The sequence below is a fragment of the Olsenella uli genome, from assembly GCF_901212655.1.
Classification (GTDB): domain Bacteria; phylum Actinomycetota; class Coriobacteriia; order Coriobacteriales; family Atopobiaceae; genus Parolsenella; species Parolsenella uli_A.
On record NZ_CAAKON010000031.1, the window covers coordinates 9 to 19596 of the forward strand.

The 19588-nt window shown below is 60.8% G+C and carries 15 protein-coding genes; 10 read left to right on the forward strand and 5 right to left on the reverse strand.

Annotation, left to right across the window (positions count from 1 at the left end):
• The first annotated feature begins 352 nt into the window (after positions 1–352).
• From EFAMC2_RS06200 to EFAMC2_RS06230, 7 genes are all read left to right on the forward strand, one after another.
• Positions 353–970: a helix-turn-helix transcriptional regulator gene (locus tag EFAMC2_RS06200; protein ID WP_187325190.1), complete on the forward strand. Its 618-nt coding sequence runs from the start codon at positions 353–355 to the stop codon at positions 968–970.
• Positions 971–989: 19 nt separating this feature from the next.
• Positions 990–1115: a hypothetical protein gene (locus EFAMC2_RS10550; RefSeq protein ID WP_410054799.1), complete on the forward strand. Its 126-nt coding sequence runs from the start codon at positions 990–992 to the stop codon at positions 1113–1115.
• Positions 1115–2779, forward strand: coding sequence for a flavodoxin family protein (locus EFAMC2_RS06210; protein ID WP_154027977.1), 1665 nt, complete (start codon positions 1115–1117; stop codon positions 2777–2779). The genes EFAMC2_RS10550 and EFAMC2_RS06210 overlap by 1 nt, the downstream gene beginning before the upstream one ends.
• Positions 2780–2948: 169 nt before the next feature.
• Positions 2949–4946: a type IIA DNA topoisomerase subunit B gene (locus tag EFAMC2_RS06215; RefSeq protein WP_154027978.1), complete on the forward strand. Its 1998-nt coding sequence runs from the start codon at positions 2949–2951 to the stop codon at positions 4944–4946.
• Between the two features lie 45 nt (positions 4947–4991).
• Positions 4992–7229 (forward strand): DNA gyrase subunit A, encoded by a 2238-nt coding sequence (locus EFAMC2_RS06220; RefSeq protein ID WP_154027979.1) that lies wholly within the window; start codon positions 4992–4994, stop codon positions 7227–7229.
• A gap of 267 nt (positions 7230–7496) precedes the next feature.
• Positions 7497–7883, forward strand: coding sequence for a hypothetical protein (locus tag EFAMC2_RS06225; RefSeq protein WP_261980148.1), 387 nt, complete (start codon positions 7497–7499; stop codon positions 7881–7883).
• Positions 7884–8073: 190 nt separating this feature from the next.
• A complete protein-coding gene (locus EFAMC2_RS06230; RefSeq protein ID WP_261980153.1) occupies positions 8074–11046 on the forward strand; it encodes an InlB B-repeat-containing protein in 2973 nt (990 codons plus the stop codon).
• Positions 11047–11605: 559 nt separating this feature from the next.
• Here the strand turns inward: EFAMC2_RS06230 and EFAMC2_RS06235 are convergent.
• A complete protein-coding gene (locus EFAMC2_RS06235; RefSeq protein ID WP_154027981.1) occupies positions 11606–11908 on the reverse strand; it encodes an LPXTG cell wall anchor domain-containing protein in 303 nt (100 codons plus the stop codon).
• Between EFAMC2_RS06235 and EFAMC2_RS06240 the strand changes: the two genes are divergently transcribed.
• A complete protein-coding gene (locus tag EFAMC2_RS06240; RefSeq protein ID WP_410054800.1) occupies positions 11810–12133 on the forward strand; it encodes an MFS transporter in 324 nt (107 codons plus the stop codon). The genes EFAMC2_RS06235 and EFAMC2_RS06240 overlap by 99 nt on opposite strands.
• Positions 12134–12252: 119 nt before the next feature.
• Here EFAMC2_RS06240 and EFAMC2_RS10555 read toward each other — a convergent pair whose 3' ends face one another.
• From EFAMC2_RS10555 to EFAMC2_RS06255, 3 genes are all read right to left on the reverse strand, one after another.
• Positions 12253–12567, reverse strand: coding sequence for a transposase domain-containing protein (locus EFAMC2_RS10555; protein ID WP_410054801.1), 315 nt, complete (start codon positions 12565–12567; stop codon positions 12253–12255).
• Entirely contained in the window at positions 12453–12935 is a 483-nt protein-coding gene (locus EFAMC2_RS10335; RefSeq protein ID WP_187325194.1) for an IS66 family transposase, read from the reverse strand. Before EFAMC2_RS10335 ends, EFAMC2_RS10555 begins: the two co-directional genes overlap by 115 nt.
• 188 nt (positions 12936–13123) lie before the next feature.
• Positions 13124–14062 (reverse strand): helix-turn-helix transcriptional regulator, encoded by a 939-nt coding sequence (locus tag EFAMC2_RS06255; RefSeq protein WP_261980149.1) that lies wholly within the window; start codon positions 14060–14062, stop codon positions 13124–13126.
• Between the two features lie 210 nt (positions 14063–14272).
• Between EFAMC2_RS06255 and EFAMC2_RS06260 the strand changes: the two genes are divergently transcribed.
• On the forward strand, positions 14273–16093 hold the full coding sequence (locus tag EFAMC2_RS06260; protein WP_261980150.1) for an ABC transporter ATP-binding protein: 1821 nt from the start codon (positions 14273–14275) through the stop codon (positions 16091–16093).
• Entirely contained in the window at positions 16094–17827 is a 1734-nt protein-coding gene (locus EFAMC2_RS06265) for an ABC transporter ATP-binding protein (RefSeq protein ID WP_154027985.1), read from the forward strand.
• A gap of 331 nt (positions 17828–18158) precedes the next feature.
• Here EFAMC2_RS06265 and EFAMC2_RS06270 read toward each other — a convergent pair whose 3' ends face one another.
• Positions 18159–18986 carry a class I SAM-dependent methyltransferase gene (locus tag EFAMC2_RS06270; protein ID WP_261980152.1) on the reverse strand — a complete coding sequence of 276 codons (828 nt, stop codon included), beginning with the start codon at positions 18984–18986 and terminating at the stop codon, positions 18159–18161.
• Positions 18987–19588: the final 602 nt, after the last annotated feature.

Sequence of the window (19588 nt, forward strand, 5' to 3'; positions counted from 1 at the left end):
CGGCAGGAGCTGGGTCGCCCTGGTCTGGCCGAGCTTGAAGCACGCCGGCGTCACGACGGACGCGACGGCGGAGCCGATCAGGACGCAGACTGCGGTGGCGAAGGCCATGCCGGCGACCCTCTCCCCGCTGAACGCGAGGAGCTCGGAGAGGCCCCCCGGCAGCTCCACGGCGGATATAGAGCGTGGCGATTCCATTGCCAATCTGTTTGTCATGCAAGAAAAGCCCAAGGTCAGCGACCTATGGAAAGAACAACAGACATGCCGTCACACTTGATCGACGACCCATGTAAAGCCATCTTGGTAGAAAATGATTCAGAGAAATAGGAACTTCGTCTCCCGAAAGGAGGAGCCGATGGAGTTGCCGAAACAGCTGAAAGCGCACCGCGAGCGCTTGGGGCTCTCACAAGAGGCCGTCGCGCAAGCGATTTACGTGTCGCGACAGACGATGTCCAGCTGGGAGAACGGAAAGACCTATCCGGATGTCCAAAGCCTGCTGCTTCTAAGCGACCTCTTCGGCGTCTCCATCGATGAGCTCGTGAAAGGAGACGTGGTTTCAATGAAGGAAGTCGTAAGCAAGGATGCGCTCAAGATGGAGCGATTGGCGATGGGGTCTGTTGCCCTGCTGCTCGCGGGGATTGCATGCATGGCAGGCATCTACGCACTACTGCCCGAGCCATCGTTCATCCCGCATATGTCCGCAGGCGCGCTGATCGGGATACTCGTGTTTGTTGCATTCTGGATCCCGTCGCTCGTATGCACATCGCGCATCGAGAGGATCAAACGCGAGCATGACCTTGTGACGTTCCGTGAGATCAGCGCGTTCATGGACGGCGAGGAGGCTCCGAGCGAGACCGATGCGCTTTCCAGACGCGGGTCACGGCTCAGCTCTGCGCTCAAGATGGCCTGCGGTGCGGGGTTCGGCTTCCTCATCGCGTTCCTGATCACGGCACTCGTGAATGCCTTGCACTAGATGTATGCTTCTTTGACGGCTGAAGCACGCAGCATTAAAAGACCAAAGCCCCTACTGGGAAATGACCGCTGACCTTGGCAGACGAAGCCTGCAGATGCATATCGACTGGGCCGAGCACTGCGCCGCCGAACTGAGGAGCAAATAATGAACATCCTGGCGATCAACGGCAGCCCCAAAGGCAAACGAAGCAACACGTGGCGCCTGACCAGCGCCTTCCTAGACGGAATAACTGCCCAAGAAGAGAGCACCTACGAGCAGACTCCAGCAATCGAAACCCTGAATGTATGCAATCTCGACATCAAACCCTGCCTGGGCTGCTTTTCCTGCTGGAGCAAGACGCCGGGGGCGTGCTGCATCCACGACGACATGCGGGCGGTCATCGAAAAGATCCTGTGGGCTGACATCATTATCTGGAGCTTCCCCTTGTACTACTTTGGGCTGCCCGGTCCGCTGAAGAACCTGGTCGACCGGCAGCTTCCCATGTCGCTCCCCTTCATGAGCGCCGGCACAGAAAGCGGCGGGCACCCGTCGCGCTACGACATGAGCGGCAAGCGAACGGTCGTAATCTCGACCTGCGGTTTCTATACCGCAAAAGGCAACTACAATGGCGTGACCGACCTGTTCGACCGGCTTTGCGGCAAGGACGGCCACACCGATATCTTCTGCGGCCAAGGTGAACTTTTCCGTGTAAAAGAGCTGTCGGAGCGCACCGACGAATACCTTTCCTGGGTCAAAACAGCTGGCGAGGAGTTCGCGAACGAGGGCATCACCGAAGAAACCCGCGCAAAACTCGAGCAGAACCTCTACCCGCGCGACGTCTTTGAAGCAATGGCAGACGCAAGCTGGGGCGTTGGCGAGTCCGGCGAGAAGGAAGACCCCAGCCTGGTGTTCACCCGCCAGATGGCGGCCCTCTATCGCAGGCAAGCCTGGCCCGGACGAGACCTCTTGCTCGATATGAACTACACGGATATCGGCAAGGTCTACCGCATCGTCCTCGGGGCTGCCGGAAGCCGCGTAGAAGAAAAACCTGCCGAAGGCTTCACTGCGGATTACACCACAAGGATCAACACGCCCCTGAGCGTCTGGCGTTCGATTGCCAGCGGTGAGGTCGCCGGGGACGCGGCACTCATGGAGCACCTGTACACGGTCGAGGGTGACTTTGACCTGATGATGCATTGGGACGATTATTTTGGCGCTGCAAACACCGGAGCAGGTAGCGGAGAGGCAAAGGCAGGCGCCGGCGAGGCCGAAGCAGCCGAGGATACAGCCGAGCCAAAGACCAACATGCTGTTGCTTTTGATTCCCTGGATCGTCTTCTGGGTCGCGGCGGCCATCGACGGCCACTGGGGCGGCCTCGTCAGCATGGCGACATGCGTGCTGCTGCCCGTCCTCATGTGCCGAACCAAAGCAACCCGATACGACCAAATCTCAGCTCTGGGAGTTGGCGCCTGCTCCATCGCATTGCTGGCGGGAGCCTCCCCCATCCTCGTGATTCCGGCATCGTACTTCCTGTTCGGACTCATCTGGACGGTCTCTTGCTTCACAAAGGTGCCGCTGACCGCGCATTACTCCAAGAACAGCCATAACGGAGACGCGGCGCTGCGCAACCCAATCTTCATGAGGACGAATCGCATCCTGACCGCGACATGGGGAATCCTCTACCTGGTCACGCCCATCTGGACGTACCCCATCATGCAAACGGATGCGGCGAGCTTTGTCGGCGCGATCAACTCCGTCCTCCCTGCGTTGATGGGCATCTTCACCGCGTGGTTCCAAACGTGGTATCCCCGTCATATCGCACGAGGGTAGAGGTGCTCACCCTTCGGCTTCCTTTCTCTTCCGTATCATAGCCCAGCCAGTAATCTACGGACGAATGTTCGATGGCTTTCGTGTCGAATGGAATCGCGTGGGCGCCGGGCTATGCTACCTTGACTATCTAAATGACTAAAACGCAGCAGGGAGCACCGAGAGAGCGAGCATGGCAAAAAACACCGCAAACTATGGTAACGACAGCATCCGCCAGCTTAAGGACGAGGAGCGCGTACGTCTGCGCCCCGCCGTCATCTTTGGTTCGGACGGGCTCGACGGCTGTGCGCACGCCGCCTTCGAGATCTTGTCCAATGCGGTTGACGAGGCGCGCCAGGGCTACGGCAAGCTCATCACCCTCACCGCCTTTCGCGACGGCTCTATTCAGGTAGAGGACAATGGACGCGGCTGCCCGCTCGACTGGAACCCTTCCGAGAAGCGCTTTAACTGGGAGCTCGTCTTTTGCGAGCTCTACGCCGGCGGCAAGTACAACAACAACCAGGGCGGCGACTACGACTTCTCGCTCGGCACCAACGGTCTGGGCTCGTGCGCGACCCAGTACGCCTCCGAGTACATGGACGTCACGGTCTGGCGCGACGGCAACAAGTATTCCCTGCACTTTAAGAAGGGCAAGGTCGTCGGCGCCAAGAAGAAGGCGCTCGAGATTGAGCCCACGGGCGAGAACCGCACCGGCACCACCATCAAGTGGCGCCCCGACCTTGAGGTCTTTACCTCCATTAGCATTCCCCACGAGTGGTATCGCGAGACCATGCGCCGCCAGGCCGTGGTCAACGCCAATGTGACCTTCCGCCTGCGCATCGAGGGTGACGACGGTGAGTTTGCCGAAGAGGATTTTTGCTATCCCAAGGGCATTGAGGACTACGTGCTCGAGAAGGTCGGTGCTGACTACCTCACGGAGCCCTTCTTTATCGAGGCTGCCCGCCGCGGTCGCGATCGCGAGGACCTGCCCGACTACAACGTAAAGATCACCGCGTGCATGTGCTTCTCCCGCACCTTCCAGATGCAGGAGTACTACCACAACTCATCTTGGCTCGAAAACGGTGGCTCGCCCGAAAAGGCCGCCCGTAGCGCTCTGACCAGCGCCATCGATGCCTACATTAAGAGCCAGGGCAAGTACAACAAAAACGAGAGCTCCATCAAGTGGCAGGACGTTCAGGACTGCCTGGTACTGGTGACCAACTGCTTCTCAACCCAAACCTCCTACGAGAACCAGACCAAAAAGGCCATCAACAACCGCTTTATCCAGCAGGCCATGACGGCATTCTTCAAGGAGCGCCTCTCGACCTACCTGATTGAGAACAAAGATGCCGCCAACAAGATCCTGGAGCAGGTGCTCATCAACAAGCGCTCGCGCGAGAACGCCGAGAAAACGCGTCAGAGCATCAAGACCAACCTGCAGCAGAAGACCGACATGGCCAACCGCGTACAGAAGTTCATCGACTGCCGCTCCAAGGACAAGAGCCGCCGCGAGATCTACATCGTAGAGGGCGACTCGGCAGCAGGCGCCATTCGCACCTCGCGCGATGCCGAGTTCCAGGGCGTCATGCCCGTCCGCGGCAAGATCCTCAACTGCCTGAAGGAGGACTACCCGCGCATCTTCAAGTCCGACATCATCATGGACCTCATGCGCGTGCTGGGCTGCGGCGTGGAGATCAAGGACAAGCGCATCAAGAACCTGGGTGCGTTCGACCTGGACAACCTCAACTGGAACAAGGTCATCATCTGTACGGACGCCGACGTCGACGGCTATCACATCCGCACGCTCGTGCTCACCATGCTCTACCGCCTGGTGCCCACGCTTATCGACGAGGGCTACGTGTATATCGCCGAGTCGCCGCTCTACGAGATCAACTGCAAAGAGAAGACCTACTTTGCCTACACCGAGCTCGAGAAGAACGGCATCCTTAAGGAAATCGGCGACCAGAAGTGCTCCATCAACCGCTCCAAGGGTCTTGGTGAGAACGACCCGGACATGATGTGGCTCACCACCATGAACCCCGAGACGCGTCGCCTGATCAAGGTGGAGCCCGAGGACGTCACCCAGATGGAAACCATGTTCAACCTTCTGCTGGGCAATGACGAGGCGGGCCGCAAGCGCCATATCTCCGAGCACGGCAAAGAATACCTGGACCAGCTGGACCTGCAGTAGCGGGAAATCGATAGCGACGGCCCTAAAGAAGTTCAAGAGGAAATCGTGGCAAAGAAGAAGACGAAGAACCAGCCAAAGAAAAAGCAGGTCAATGCCGAGAACGTCATCGGCCTACACTCCGAGGTCACCGACCAGCCGATCACGCAGACGCTCGAGGTAAACTACATGCCCTACGCGATGAGCGTCAACGTCTCGCGTGCGTTCCCCGAGATCGACGGCTTTAAGCCCTCGCACCGCAAGCTGCTCTACACCATGTACAAGATGGGCCTGCTCAAGGGTGAGCGCCAGAAGAGCGCCAATATCGTGGGCCAGACCATGAAGCTCAACCCACACGGGGACGCAGCGATCTACGAAACGATGGTGCGCCTGGCCACGGGCAACGAAGCGCTGCTCGCCCCCTTTGTGGAGTCGAAGGGCAACTTTGGCAAGTACTATTCGGGCGACCTGAGCTATGCAGCCTCACGTTATACCGAGGCCAAGCTCTCCCCCATCAGCGCCGAGATCTTCAAGGACATCGACAAGGACCCGGTCGACTTCGTCGACAGCTACGACGGCGCCATGAAGGAGCCGCGCCTGCTGCCCACCACGTTCCCCAACATCCTCGTCTCGGCCAACAAGGGCATCGGCGTCGCCATGGCGTCCGACATCTGCGGGTTCAACCTCAACGAGGTCTGCACCGCCACGATGCACTACCTGCAAGATCCCGACTGCGACCTGCTCGAGTACATGCCCATGCCCGATTTCTCGACCGGCGGCGAGATTATCTACCGCCGCGAGGAGATGGAGCGCATCATCGAGACGGGCCTGGGCAGCTTCCAGATTCGCTCCCGCTGGCGCTGGATTCCCGAAGAGCGGATCATCGAGGTCTACGAGATCCCCTACACCACCAAGACCGATGTCATCATCGAGCGTATCGTCAAGCTCTCCAAGGAGGGCAAGGTGCGCGAGATCGCCGACATCCGCGACGAGACCGACCTTTCGGGCCTGCGCATCGCCATCGACCTTAAGCGCAGCGTCGACCCCGACAAGCTCATGGCCAAGCTATACCACTTGACCACGCTGCAGGACTCGTTCTCGTGCAACTTCAACGTGTTGGTCGACGGCTACCCCCGCGTCATGGGCGTGCGCCAGATCCTGCACGAGTGGGTTGCATGGCGCATTCAGTCCACGCGCCGCCGCATTACCTTTGACCTGGGCAAAAAGTCCGAGCGCCTGCACCTGCTGCGCGGTCTTGAGGCTATTCTGCTCGACATCGACAAGGCCATCGCCATCATCCGCGGCACCAAGCTCGAGGCCGAGGTTGTGCCCAACCTCATGCGCGGCTTCGACATCGACGAGACCCAGGCCGAGTTCGTGGCCGAGCTTAAGCTCCGCAACATCAACGAGGAGTACATCCTCAACCGCACCAAGGACATCGCCAAGCTCGAGGACGAGATCGCCGAGCTTAAGGATATCCTGTCGAGCGAGGACAACATCAAGAAGGTCATTTCCGACGAGCTGGCCGCCGTCAACAAGAAGTACGTGATGCCGCGCAAGACCGGCCGCGTCGATCCGGCCGACGTCGTCGAGGTGAGCCTGGAGCCCGAGGTCGAGGAGTACCCGGTCACGATCATGCTCTCGTGCGAGGGCTACCTCAAGAAGATGACGGACCGCGTGCTCAAGAAGGCCGCAACGCTCAAGTACAAGGACGGCGACAAGCCCTTTATCGAGTTCCCGTCCGCCAACACGCACGAGCTTTTGGTGTTTACCAATAAGAGCCAGGTATACAAGTGCAAGGTCGCTGCGTTCGAGGACACCAAGTCCTCCCAGCTCGGCTCCTACCTGCCGACGGACCTCGAGATGGAGCCGGACGAGACCGTCATCTGGGTGATCGATCCCGAGGATTACAAGGCAGACGCGCTCTTCGTCTTCGAGAATGGCCGCGTCGTCCGCGTGGCGCTCGCCGGCTATGCCACAAAGACCAACCGCAAGCGCCTCAAGAACGCCATCTACGGCGGGTCCAAGCTGCTGTTCGCCCAGGTGCTCAAGGAGGACCGCGACCTCGCGCTCGTCTCGAATGACGGCCGCCTGATGAACTTCAACACGTCGCTGCTCAAGACCAAGACGACCACCAACACCCAGGGCGTCCAGGCCCTCACGGCCAAGAGGAATCGCCTGGTCACCTCGGTGGGCGTGGCCACCGACTTCCTTGCGGAGGGCACGCCCATGGAGAGGTTCACCGCCCAGAGCTTGCCATGCGCGGGCTCCCCCATGAGGGAGAGCGACCTTCCCAGCCTGTTCTGAGGGAAACGGATTGTCTTTTGTGTCGATAATCTGTCATGCCACCCAATAGACCCGAAGCGGGTATCAGCCAAGAAACACAGACCCAGTTGAAAGGGGCGTCATGTCCAAGCTTGACGATTTCATGCAACTCCTATGCGGCGAGTTCGACAACAGGGAGCAGTTCGAGGCGAAGCAGGCCGCAGGCGAGACCTTCCCCTCGCCCACCACGTCAACACCGCCTGCAACGACAAGATTCTGGGGCTTCCCGATGACTTTGCAGGCACCTTCATGGTCGAGGAGAGCTACTACGAGGTCGACGGCAGGAAGTCCGCGTCGCCCCACCTGTTCCTCTTCACCGAGGAGAAGGACGGCATCCTTCTGACCTCATACGACGCACCCGAGGGCAATGACAAGCGGTCATTCTCCTACGCGACCATGGTCCCCGCCGAGTTCTCGTCCCTCCGCAAGTCGAGCAAGTTCACGCCCGCGCTCTACCGCGAGCACGACGGCGCATGGGAGGGCGGCTCGGACTCCATGTTTTCGCCCGTCATGAGGTTCCACCTGTTCGAGAGGTTCTCCGCCGACGTCCTGGAGGTCTCCGAGTCAATGGAGATGAACGGCAAGCGCGTGTTCGGCTTCGACGAGCCAATCCTTTACAAGCGTATCGGCAAATAGCCACGATGTGAGCGCGAATAAGGGAGTGATACGAGGGGGTGCTTCCAGGATTCAGGGAGCACCCCCGAGTTGTGGCTGCCGAGGACGCACGGGCAGAAGGCTATCTTCGGAAAACCACATGAGGCAAAATGGAACACGAGAATCGGCCTGGAGGCCTTGGGCATTTGGGAAAGGACCTGTTGTGAATATTATGCACCGCAGCAAATGGCTCGCGACTGTATTGGTTGCCCTGCTCTTCGGCATGCCGCCGACGGCGGCATTCGCCGAATGCAACGAGACCACACAGACCCCCCCCCCGCAATCCTCGTCCGCATCGGTGACAACCGCTGATGAGCTAATAGGGGCCCTCAACGCGGCGGCGAGTGGAGACGTCGTCACACTCGGCGCGGACATCACCGTCAATCCGGCGACATTCGGGGCGTTCGCGGTCAATAAGGAGGTAACCATTGACTGCAACGGCCATAAGCTGTCTGCGGACAACGCGGGAGGCGCGCCCCTCTTTACCGTCAGCAAGGGCGGCACGCTGACCCTCGTTGACGCTCAGATTGACGCGAGCGGCACCGTGGTCGACACCAACGCCGGAACGGTCGTCGTGAGGTCGACGGGCGGCACGGGCATCAGCGCAGGCACCTTCATCGCGACAAACCCGGGGTCCCTGACCATAGAGGGTGGCTCCCTCCACGCGTCGACAGCCATCGTCGGCCTGTCCACCGGAACCATCGAGGTCCGGTCCGGCGCCTTCTACTCAAACAAGGACTGCTTCAACGACATCATCGGCAACGCCACATTCCGCAACGCGACGATGACGGCCGCCGACGGAGGATACTGCCTCACGGTGCTTCAGGACGGCAACGTCGAGATATATGGAGGAAAATACACCGCCACCGACGACTGCATCTTCAGCAGCGGCAAGGTCGTCCTTCACGTCGGGGCCTCCTTCGAGGCGACGAATGACTCGGACGGCTGTCTCTCCGGTGACGGCTACGACATCGCCGACGACGCCATGGCCTCCCCGATGGATTGGCAGGAGGCGTCAAAGGTGGAATTCATCACCTCTGCAATCACTGTCCGCTTCTATTCCGAAGGTGCCCTTGTCGGCGAGACCCAGGGGACGCCCGCCAACCGGGCGTTCCCAGAAGACCCCGTCAGCTCCACCGGCAGCGCGTTCTGCTACTGGGCGGACAAGGACGGAAACAGGGTGGACAGCCTTTCCTCGCTTACTGCCGACACCGACCTCTACGCGACATTTGCGGATAGAACCTATACCGTCACGTTCAACGACAACGGCAAGACGACCTCGAAAACCGCGTTGGTCAACACCCCACTGGGCCAGGTTCCGGGACTGGATCGCAAGGACGACGGCGACCACTTCCGCTGCTGGAAGCTCGGCAACCGGCTCGTGGATGAGAGCACGACAACGCCGCTCCAGTCCAACCTGACGCTCACCGCCGTGTACGGCAGCAAGGTAATGAACCTGGGAGAGCTGAAGGCCGCCGTCGCCGCCCAAGACCCCGCCATCGAGCTCGGCGCGGACATCGAGGTGCCAGAGACGATAACGATCGGCTATGACTGCATCATCAACGGCTGCGGCCACAAGCTGCTCCGCTCGAAGAGCCACGACAAGGGAGCCCTCCTCGCCGTGGCCGGCCCCGGCGGAGACGGCCAGCAGGGTCTGACTCTCATGGTGCACGACACGACGCTGGACGGGCAGAACGTGGAGGCCGACACGGCGGCAGTCACGGCCAGCGAGGGAACGACGCTGGTCCTGGACCACACCACCGTGGAAAAGAACACGAACGCCGACGGCGACGGCGCCGGCATCTACGCGGACGAGGCGTGCGTCGAGCTGAACGACTGCACGATTCGAGGCAATTCCGCAGGAGGAAACGGTGGCGGCCTGTTCCTGGAAGGCCAGGAGCCCGGCAATCTCGTCAGCATCACCAACTCGACGATCAGCGGCAATGCCGCAGCCTACGGCGGTGGCGGCATCGGGTTCGAACACTGCCTCGTCCACCTCTACGGGAGCACGTCCATCGCGCAGAACACGGCCAAGGACGGCGGCGGCGCGCACTCGGCCAACGGCAACAAAGACACCAGCATCCTCTATATGCACGACGACTCCCGCATCACAGGAAACACGGCGACGGGACGAGGCGGAGGCGTGAACTGCGAGGAGATGTCCCTGGTCATGTACGATGACTCCAGCATCGACAACAACAAAGCGGCGGGGGACGGCGGCGGCGTCCGCGTGAGCTTCTTCGGAATGAGACAGCTCGGCGGCGTGATCCGGGACAACCAGGCCGGGGGCTCCGGCGGCGGCGTCTACGTGGACCACGCCAGCTCACTCACCGCCGGCATGATGTACGACAACACCGCCAGCCAACAGGGCGATGACCTGTACAACAATAGCGGCCTGCAATCGCTGTATCCCCAGCAGGGCGATAGGAGATACGGAGACGGGAACAGCGGTGACTTGAGGACCGTGCAGACGCAGGCAATTCCCGGCTATTATCCCGCCGACCAAGGATCAGTCCTCGTTCCCTGGTACGGGTGGTTCGTAGACGGCGACAACTCGGGAAGTGGTCGCTTTCCCGGTGACATCGCGAAGGGCACGCTTGTCTCCGAACAAAACGGCAATACGGGAATCCTCACCGGCGACGAGGAGAGTGTGGGCGTGAAGGCCATCTGGTACGGTCTGCTGCTCGCCTACGACGCCAACTACGAAGGCACGACGGAGCACCAGTATGACGAGAGGGCATATGCGCCGGGTTCCGACGCAACCGTGCGGGACGGCTTGTTCCATCGCCCGGGCTACCGCTTCACCGGCTGGAACACCGAGAAGGACGGCAGCGGCAAGACCTATGCAAGCGGCGATGCCCTGACGATGAACAAGAGTCAAGTGCTCTATGCCCAGTGGGAGAGGGACGACTCGCCGACGACGCCGGACAACCCCGATACGCCGAGCCGGCCGGCCAGCCCGACGACGCCAAGCGCAACGCCTGCGGGCACGGCAGTATCTGACAACCAGCCCGCTCCGGAGCCTGAGAAGGCGTTGCCGCAAACCGGCGACGATTCCCTGAAGCAAATCGCCGCAGCAGCCAGTGCGGGCGTCGCGGCTACCGCCGGGAGCGTGATCGCCCTCAAACGTCGCAAGCTTAGCTAGGAAATCCGCGCGAAGCGACTTTGCACCTCCCACACCGCTCTCCCTCGCGGACATCGTCAATGCTTAAGGCCAGTGTGCACCCAAGGTGCATGCTGGCCTTAGAGATTCTTCTGCAGATCTTCGAACCGCTTGCTTCGCCCTGTGAGCTCGTTCGGAAAGCATGCGGAGACAGAAACGTAGTGGCGAAGCGTCTTGTGAACGATGCCGCCGGGATCGCCTGCACGACGGCAACGGCTACAAGTAGCAACGCCAATCCCCATAATCATCCGGCAACGGCGCTTCCGTTCCGTCCCAGACCTCGCCGGCGTGACCCCGACGGCAAGAACATCGCCTCAAATATGGAAAGCACCGAGGTAGACCTTGAGTGCAATGGAGGCCATCTCTGATACTGATATCGAAACGCCGCATGCGACAACTGCACATCCCTCCTCTACAGTGCCCCGCCGCTTTTCTCCTTAGGTTGCACGTCATAAAGAAACCCCCACTTCCTGTGTCCAAGAAATGGGGGCCGTTCACTTTGCCGAGGCGCTTTTTTATCGCATGCTATGTTAAGTCGATATTATGCCTGATGACGACGTTTTCCTACCACAATGCCTCCAGCGATGGCAGCGATGCCGGTTGCCGCCGCTACAGCGATAACGATGGCAGAAGTATCGCCCGTCTGAGGTAACGACTTGCCAACACTTTCTGAGACAGCGCCACTTGCGACATTTTTCTTGGAGCCGGTGGATGTCGAGGAACCGTTGTTGTTGGAATTGCCTTTATCTACCGCTTTAATCCACTTGGCGACAAGCAACCTGTCTTCCTGGCGTCCGGAATCTTCTATGGTCTCGTCACTGGCATAAGCATGCCACTTAATCAAAGCGTAGCGGTAAAGAACACCCCGCCAGAGCGCTGGGGCGCCGCAAACGCCCTGTACCTGCTCGCCAATGACATCGGCATTGGCTTCGCAAGCGTAATCTGGGGCGTTATCAATGACTCATTCGGGTTCCAGACAAGCATCGTCTGCGTCATTGTCTGCCTTATCGCAAGCTACGCATCCGCCTGGATCGTCTACCCCGCCCGCGACAAGCGGTGGAGGCATTAGAGCGTAAGCGTCAAAATGACCGCGTAGCAGGAAACGTCAAGGACCATTCCGGCATTCGGATGGAAAAGTCCTGGACGTTCCCATCTTTGCGTTGCGGTATGCCTTAGGCCGCTATGTCGCTACAGGCCCTCCTCGGCGTTGTTCGCCATCTCGTCATCGAACGCATCGGGGTCGATGTTAATTATGAAGTCGTCAGGCATCTCTTTGGCCTTCTCAGCAGCGGCTGGGTCGAGCTTGCAGGACTCAGGCAACATATCCGACCACGGCAGGAACGAGTCCACAACCTCATCGGTGAGCTCGCCGGCGTTGGGCATCTCGGTCAGCAGCCACTCGACGTAAAGCCTGGGATTGAGCCCGTTGGCCTTGGCCGTGGTGGTGACGCTGTATATCGCCGCAGACCCCGCGCGCCGCGCAGCGCATCGCTGAAGAGCCAGTTCTTGCGCCCTACGACGAAGATTCGCTGGGCCTGCTCGGCGACGTTGTTCGAGAGCTCCAGGTGCCCGTCTTCGAGCACGTTCATGACGTAGGGCCAGAACTCCACGGCGTACTGCAGCGCACGGTGCAGCGCCAGCTTCGACGAGGCTAGGGGAAGCTGGGCCCGCGCCCATCCCCCGAAGTCCTCCAACACAGCGAGCGCGTAGGACCCGAGATACGCCGCAAGCATGAGCCCTGCCGCACGCATGCGCCCTGATATCGCGAGCAGGCCGAACGGAAACAGCAGCATCGCCGTGCGCACGACGAACATCGCGCCTCCGTTTCCTCCGAGCAGGAGTACCATCGAGACTGCGAACAGCATCACCATCTTCGTGCGCGGGTCGAGCCGCACCGACCGCTCTCCTGCCTTTGGCCGAAGCAGTTCTTTTTTCTAAGGTCCTTTCGCGGCATCCCTACGCGATGCCCGCGCGCACGAAATGATTCTTCAAGATGGCGCGCACGGTAGCCGCGCGTGCTCTAAAAGGCCGCACGTCCTGCAGTATGAAAGGGTTCGATTTACGGGCGCCCGGAACGGTGCCGCCACTGCGTGGGGGAACAGCCGAACGTTCGGCGAAACGCCTCGTCGAACGTTGAGGTGCGCGCGTATCCCACCGTGCGCGCTACGCGCGCGACGTCCGTCTCTCCGGAGTCGAGCAGGATGCAAGCGGCTCCCATGCGCTCCGCCCGAAGGCGCTCTGCCACGCCCATCCCCCGCACGCGCCTGAAAGCGTCGTAGAGACGCGAGCGGCTCACGAAAAGCTCGTCTGCGATCGCCTTTACGGTGAGCCCCTCGGAAAACCTCTCCGAAATGATCTTCTCTGCCTGCTCCACGATCGCGCGGTCCGTCCGCTCCGCTTCGTCTTCGGCCCAGGTGCGGGAACGGGCCAAGAGGGCGGTTGCCGTTTCGAGCGCTTTTGCATGGAAATACGGTGCCGCCCCGGGCCGCGACGCCCGTTCGGGGGTGAACGACCTAAGGATGGCACGAACCTCGTCGGAGGGACCTGCGAATCCGAGCGCGCGCATTGTCGCCTCCGCGTCTCCGAAATCGTCGGGGAACCTCTTCCTTAGACTTTCGAAGTAACCGGGCGTGTAGGTGATGCTCGTTGATTCGTAGAGGTCACCCGCCCGCATCAGGCAGCGCGTGGTCCCGCCTGCTTGGGAGAACGAAAGGACGTTCTCGCGTTCCGCGGTTGCTTCGGCATGCGCGTTTGGCAGCGACCGAAGCGTCGCCGACGATCCCGAGAAGACACAGAAGAAGTCCGTCGGGCGCTCCTCAAGGATGAGCGGTTTCTTCAGGCGAATCGAGTGCATACTGACGAGGCACTCCTCGCCGAGCGCCGCCGTCCAGAGAAACCCCTCGCCGAGCGATTTCGGAAGCGTCGCGTACACACCGCAGCGAACGGGTTCCATCCCGAGGGACAGTTGCTCTATCTGCGGTTCCACGAACGTCCGCAAATGCTGCGGGATGGCTGCCCGTAGTGCGCTCATGCTCGATCTCCCGTGGTTTCGCGATTGTCCTCATTCGTTTCGAGAACGTCCCTGTTTTCAGGTCGCGAAAACAGAGAACTCACCCATGCTGGTATGTTAACCCTATCTAACTGTCAAGTGCGTCGAAGACTCAGGTTTCATCGGGGCGGCGCGCAAGATCAAGATCGGAGGTTTCGCATGGGCAAAATGGAAGAGCCATCCCGCAGACGCAGCGCCGTGTCGCGGCTGCTCGATTTCGCCGGGCCGCGCAAAGCACTCACCTACCTGGGTTGCACGCTTTCCGCGATCTCCATGGTCGTGGGGTTCGGGCCCTACGTGTGCATCTGGCTGGTGGCGCGCGATCTTATTGCCGTGGCTCCCAACTGGAGCACGGCTACGAGTATCGCGATGTACGGCTGGTGGGCGCTTGGGTTTTCCGTCGTGTCTATCCTGCTGTACTTCGCAGGACTCATGTGCACGCATCTGGCGGCGTTTCGCTGCGCGGCGAACATGCGCAAGAGGGCGACCGAGCATCTGATGCACACGAGCCTGGGGTATTTCGACACGCATGCGAGTGGTGCGCTGCGGCGCGTGGTTGACGGCTGCGCGACGGAGACGGAGGGAATGCTTGCCCACAAGCTGCCCGATACCGCAGGTTCGGTGGCGATGACCATGGGCATGCTGGTACTGTTTTTCGTGTTCGACTGGCGGCTGGGTCTTGCATGCCTGGTGCCGGTGTTCCTTTCGCTCATCTGCATGTTCTACATGATGGGCGGGCGCGGCATGGAATTCATGACGAAGTACATGGAATCCCTCGTCAAGATGAACAAGACGGGCACCGAGTACGTGCGCGGCATTCCCGTGGTAAAGGTGTTCCAGCAGACGGTGCACTCATTCAAGGCGTTCCATGATGCCATTGAGGAGTTCACCCGTCTTGCGCAGGACTATGCGGTGAGATGGTGTCGCACGCCGCAGTCATTGTCGTTGACTATCATCAACGGGGTGGCGCTGTTCTTGGTGCCAGTGGCTATTCTTCTGGCGCCGGGTGAAGGCGATTTTGGCGCGTTTCTGGCCAACTTCGCGTTCTACGCCATCTTTTCGGCGGTCATCCCCACTGCCATGACGCGCGTGATGTTCATGTCGGATGCGCTGCAGTCGGCCACCGATGCGGTGAACCGCGTGGAAGAGGTGCTGGCGGCTCCGACGATAAAGGCACCCGCCGCGCCGAAGGAGCCGGCCGATAACTCCATCGTCTTCGAAGATGTGAGCTTTACGTACGAAGGAGCTCATGAGCCTGCGCTGTCCCATGTGAGCTTCAGCGTGCCGGCGGGGTCGACCGTGGCGTTGGTGGGGCCGTCCGGCGGAGGCAAGACCACGGCGGCCAGCCTGGTGCCTCGTTTTTGGGACGCATGCGCGGGGCGCGTACTGGTGGGCGGCGTGGACGTGCGGAGCATGGAACCGCGCAGGCTGATGGAGCACGTTGCGTTCGTGTTCCAGACAAACCGCCTGTTCAAGCAGAGCGTGCTCGAGAACGTGCGAGCGGCGCGGCCCGATGCCACGCGCGAAGAGGTCGTCCGCGCGCTTTCCGCCGCCCAATGCGACGACATTATAGAGAAGCTGCCCGACGGCGTGGATACCGTATACGGCGCGGCGGGCGCCCATTTCTCCGGCGGCGAGGTGCAGCGGCTCATGCTGGCGCGCACCATTATGAAAGACGCGCCCATTGTGGTGCTGGACGAGGCCACGGCCTTCGCCGATCCGGAAAACGAGGTCAAGATACAAAAGGCGTTCTCCGAACTGGCAAGCGGGCGCAGTGGCGAGAAGCGCACGGTGTTGATGGTGGCGCACCGACTGTCCACCGTACGCAATGCCGACAAGATCGTGGTGCTGGACGCCGGACGTATGGCGGAACAGGGAACCCATGACGAGCTGCTGGCGGCGGGCGGCCTGTACGCACGTATGTGGGCGGACTACGAGCGCGCTGTCAGCTGGAAAATCACGTCCGAGGAGGTGGCGTAGATGTCTATCAAAGAGAAATACGGCCTCACCGACGAGGGCGTGCGCAATGTCAAGCTGGGTGCCGCGTGGACGGCGATATCGAACGTCGCGGTGTTTGCGGGCGTGGGAATCCTGTTCCTCGCGATGGGGGCGTTTGTCGACCATGCGATAAGCGGCGCGCCGCTGCCCGATCTTCTGCCGTATCTGGCGGGGCTTGTCGTGTTCATAGTGGCGCTGTTCGTCACCGAGTACTTCGCCTACTACTACCAGTACGGCGTCATCTACAACGAGAGCGGCCGACAGCGCATCGGGCTGGCTGAGCGTCTACGGAAGCTCCCGCTGTCGTTTTTCGGGCGGCGAGATCTGGCCGACCTCACCGAGACCATCATGGGTGACGTGAAAACCATCGAGCATGCCTACAGCCATGTGCTGCCCGAGCTGTACGGTGCCTACATCATGCTGGGCGTGGCAGCGGTGGACTTGCTGGTGTTCGACTGGCGACTGGCCATAGCGGCGCTGTGGAGCGCGCCGGTAGCGCTGGGACTGCTGTTCGGTGCGCGGGGCATCCTAGCGCCACTCATGCGCGAGACGCGTATGAGGAACATTGTCGTGTCCGACGACATCCAGGAAGCACTTGAGTGCGTGCGCGAAGTGCGCGCCACCAACCAGGAGGAACGCTATCTCGAACATATCCGCGCCGACGTGGACGCTGCCGAAAAGCAGACCATCAAAGGCGAGCTTATGACTGGCGTCTTTGTGAACGGCGCGCAGATCGTGCTGCGTCTGGGGCTTGCCACCACGATCTTGGCGGGCGCTGCGTTCGTGCTCGACGGCACCTGCAGCTTCATGACGCTGTTCTGCTTCTTGCTGGTGGTGTCGCGCATCTACGCGCCGTTCGACCAGTGTCTCATGCTCATCGCCGAGCTGTTCGCGGCGAAGACGGCGAGCGCTCGTATGAAGAGTTTCTTCGAGGAGCCCCTGGCTCAAGGAGGCAGCGATTACGCACCGCAGGGTCACGACATCGTGTTCGACGATGTGTCGTTTTCCTATGGCGGCGGCGATCAGGTTCTCTCGCACGTGCAATTCACGGCGCGCGAGGGCGAGGTCACCGCGCTCGAAGGACCGAGCGGTTCGGGCAAGTCGACGTGCGCGAAGCTCGCATGCCGCTTCTGGGACGCAACGTCCGGCCGCGTGACCATAGGCGGCGTGGACGTGGCGACGGTCGACCCCGAGGTGCTGTTGGGGGACTTTTCCATGGTGTTCCAGGACGTCGTGCTGTTCGACGACACCGTAATGGGCAATATCCGCCTGGGCAGGCGCGGGGCCACCGACGAGGAAGTGCTCGCCGCGGCGCGGGCTGCCAACTGCGATGAGTTCGTCTCCCGCATGCCACAGGGCTACGCCACGATGATCGGCGAGAACGGGGCGCGCCTTTCCGGCGGCGAGCGCCAGCGGATCTCAATTGCGCGGGCGTTGCTCAAGGGTGCGCCTATCGTATTGCTCGACGAGGCAACCGCGTCGCTTGACGTGGAGAACGAGACGGAGGTGCAGCAGGCGCTCTCGAGGCTGCTCGCCGGCAAGACCGTCATCGTGATCGCCCATCGCATGCGCACGGTGGCGAACGCCGACAAGGTGGTGGTGCTCGACTCCGGACGCGTTGTCGAGCAGGGCGCCCCGGCCGCGCTTATGGAGCGGGACGGCCTGTTCGCCCGTATGGTCCACCTTCAGCAGGAAAGCGCCCAATGGGCCTTATAGGGAATCCCTTATAGGGAATCGTCGGGGTTCTGACGAGGGTTCTGCCCGTCTCCGCTTCCGTGATTCCTCCGAGGACCACCTCGAGGCAATCCTCGTCATCTACGCCGAGCGCGGGCGGCAACACGACATCGAGCGGCGGCGATGGCGCCAGGCATCGCGCCATCGCCGCCGAACCCCGCGACTCTGAGATGCGGCGTCTGCCGCTCCGAAAGAAGCAGGGCATGACAGCCGAATCAGCGGGATGCCGCCCGTTCGCCAGGATCCCCGTGCCGATCCAGGACACCTACTCGATGGCGGAGATGGCGACACTACTGTGCGAAGCAGGAGCGGTCTACGAACTAAGCTGCCCCTGCCCTTCTCTCACATACACCATCTTCACCATGCGCAATCGATCGGATACGCTCATGCTGAGTTTCGTGGAGAGCTTCAGCCCGGCCTTGTCGATGTGGCGGTAATAGGGCTCTTCCGCAACGGCGCAAGCGTCACCGCCGATTCTCCGGGCGAGCTCCGCCGCGGAATCCACGCAGAAGAACATTCTTGCGTCGGCATGACCCATCTGCTTCATGTATTTCTTCCGCATCATGCCCATTCCGATTCTGCTCACGCCGTCGAACGCCACCTCCACATTCCCGAAGCCGTGCAGCATCCGCAGAAGGGCGATCACCTTCTCCTTTTCGAAATAATGGAACAGGCCGCCGGCGGTAACCAACACCGGCGCATCCGGCGCGTCAACGCGAATCCGCCCGATCCAGTCGCCCGAAAAGGCGTCGCCGGCAAGGTAAGTTTGCCGTTCCGGCTTCGGAAGCAGCGTCCTTCGATACGCCATTACTCCCGGCAGGTCGACGGCATACCAGCGGGTATGCCCATTGTCGTTTCTGCAATAGGTGGTCTCCAGACCGCACCCCAGCTCCGCGATCACGCCGCCCGGCTTGCGGCGAAGGAAATGCCGGATGCATCGGTCCATGTTGGCGGAACGGGAGGCAGAAGCCAGCAGGGTGTACTGGCTCTGGGAGCCTTTGTCCGCGAGGCCTTCCGGCAGCGCGTCTTTCAGCGACAGAGCCTTTTCGTCATGCAGAATGTTCGGGAAATGCTCACTGGCGTAGATCCTACCCAGCATCGGGATGAACAAGCTGTTCTCTATAGCGCTGAATTCTGGCACGCAGTCCCTCCCCGCAAAACAAAGACTCATGATTATTCGGCTATGACTGCCTTCCGAACTGCGCGGGCGTGCAGCCCTTGCCTCCTCCGGAGTGCCCCTGTGAGCATGCCGGGCTCGGAGCAGCCCGCCGCTCTGCCGGCCTCGGGTATTGTGATGCCGGCCTTGAATCCCTAGTATCTTTCACCGCTCATTATAGGTTAAAGTTACTCACGTCTAACAATCATGCAAAAGAAGGTTCACACATGCCCGTCGCTATCGTTCTTGCCCGTTGTCCTCGCGGCTGAGGCTGCCAAGCAAGGAGCCGGCAGCAGCGATACAACTCCCGGGCGCGCTCTCGCAGAAGTGCTCGAGCGAGATGGGATCGCCCATGAGAAATCGATCCAATTTGCCTTCCGTCATGAAGTAATGCCCTCATTGCCTCCCGATTTAGAGGCAATGAGGGCGCCATAGCGACAACTATGGGCAAAATCGAGTAGAGCTACTCACACTCTTTCATGTGAGTTTGACGCAGCGTCTGGTTGCATGCCGAATGTTAGTGTCAGGCCCCACCTGAACCAATGACGGCAGAGTCCCTAGGTGTTTAGTGCCAACAGGTTGTTTAC

Bases quoted from the DNA above. Each gene is read 5' to 3' on its own strand.
- EFAMC2_RS06200 (WP_187325190.1), top strand. From the start codon at position 353: ATGGAGTTGCCGAAACAGCTGAAAGCGCACCGCGAGCGCTTGGGGCTC.
- EFAMC2_RS06210 (WP_154027977.1), top strand. From the start codon at position 1,115: ATGAACATCCTGGCGATCAACGGCAGCCCCAAAGGCAAACGAAGCAAC.
- EFAMC2_RS06215 (WP_154027978.1), top strand. From the start codon at position 2,949: ATGGCAAAAAACACCGCAAACTATGGTAACGACAGCATCCGCCAGCTT.
- EFAMC2_RS06225 (WP_261980148.1), top strand. From the start codon at position 7,497: ATGGTCGAGGAGAGCTACTACGAGGTCGACGGCAGGAAGTCCGCGTCG.
- EFAMC2_RS06230 (WP_261980153.1), top strand. From the start codon at position 8,074: ATGCACCGCAGCAAATGGCTCGCGACTGTATTGGTTGCCCTGCTCTTC.
- EFAMC2_RS10335 (WP_187325194.1), bottom strand. From the start codon at position 12,935: ATGGTGATGCTGTTCGCAGTCTCGATGGTACTCCTGCTCGGAGGAAAC.
- EFAMC2_RS06260 (WP_261980150.1), top strand. From the start codon at position 14,273: ATGGGCAAAATGGAAGAGCCATCCCGCAGACGCAGCGCCGTGTCGCGG.
- EFAMC2_RS06265 (WP_154027985.1), top strand. From the start codon at position 16,094: ATGTCTATCAAAGAGAAATACGGCCTCACCGACGAGGGCGTGCGCAAT.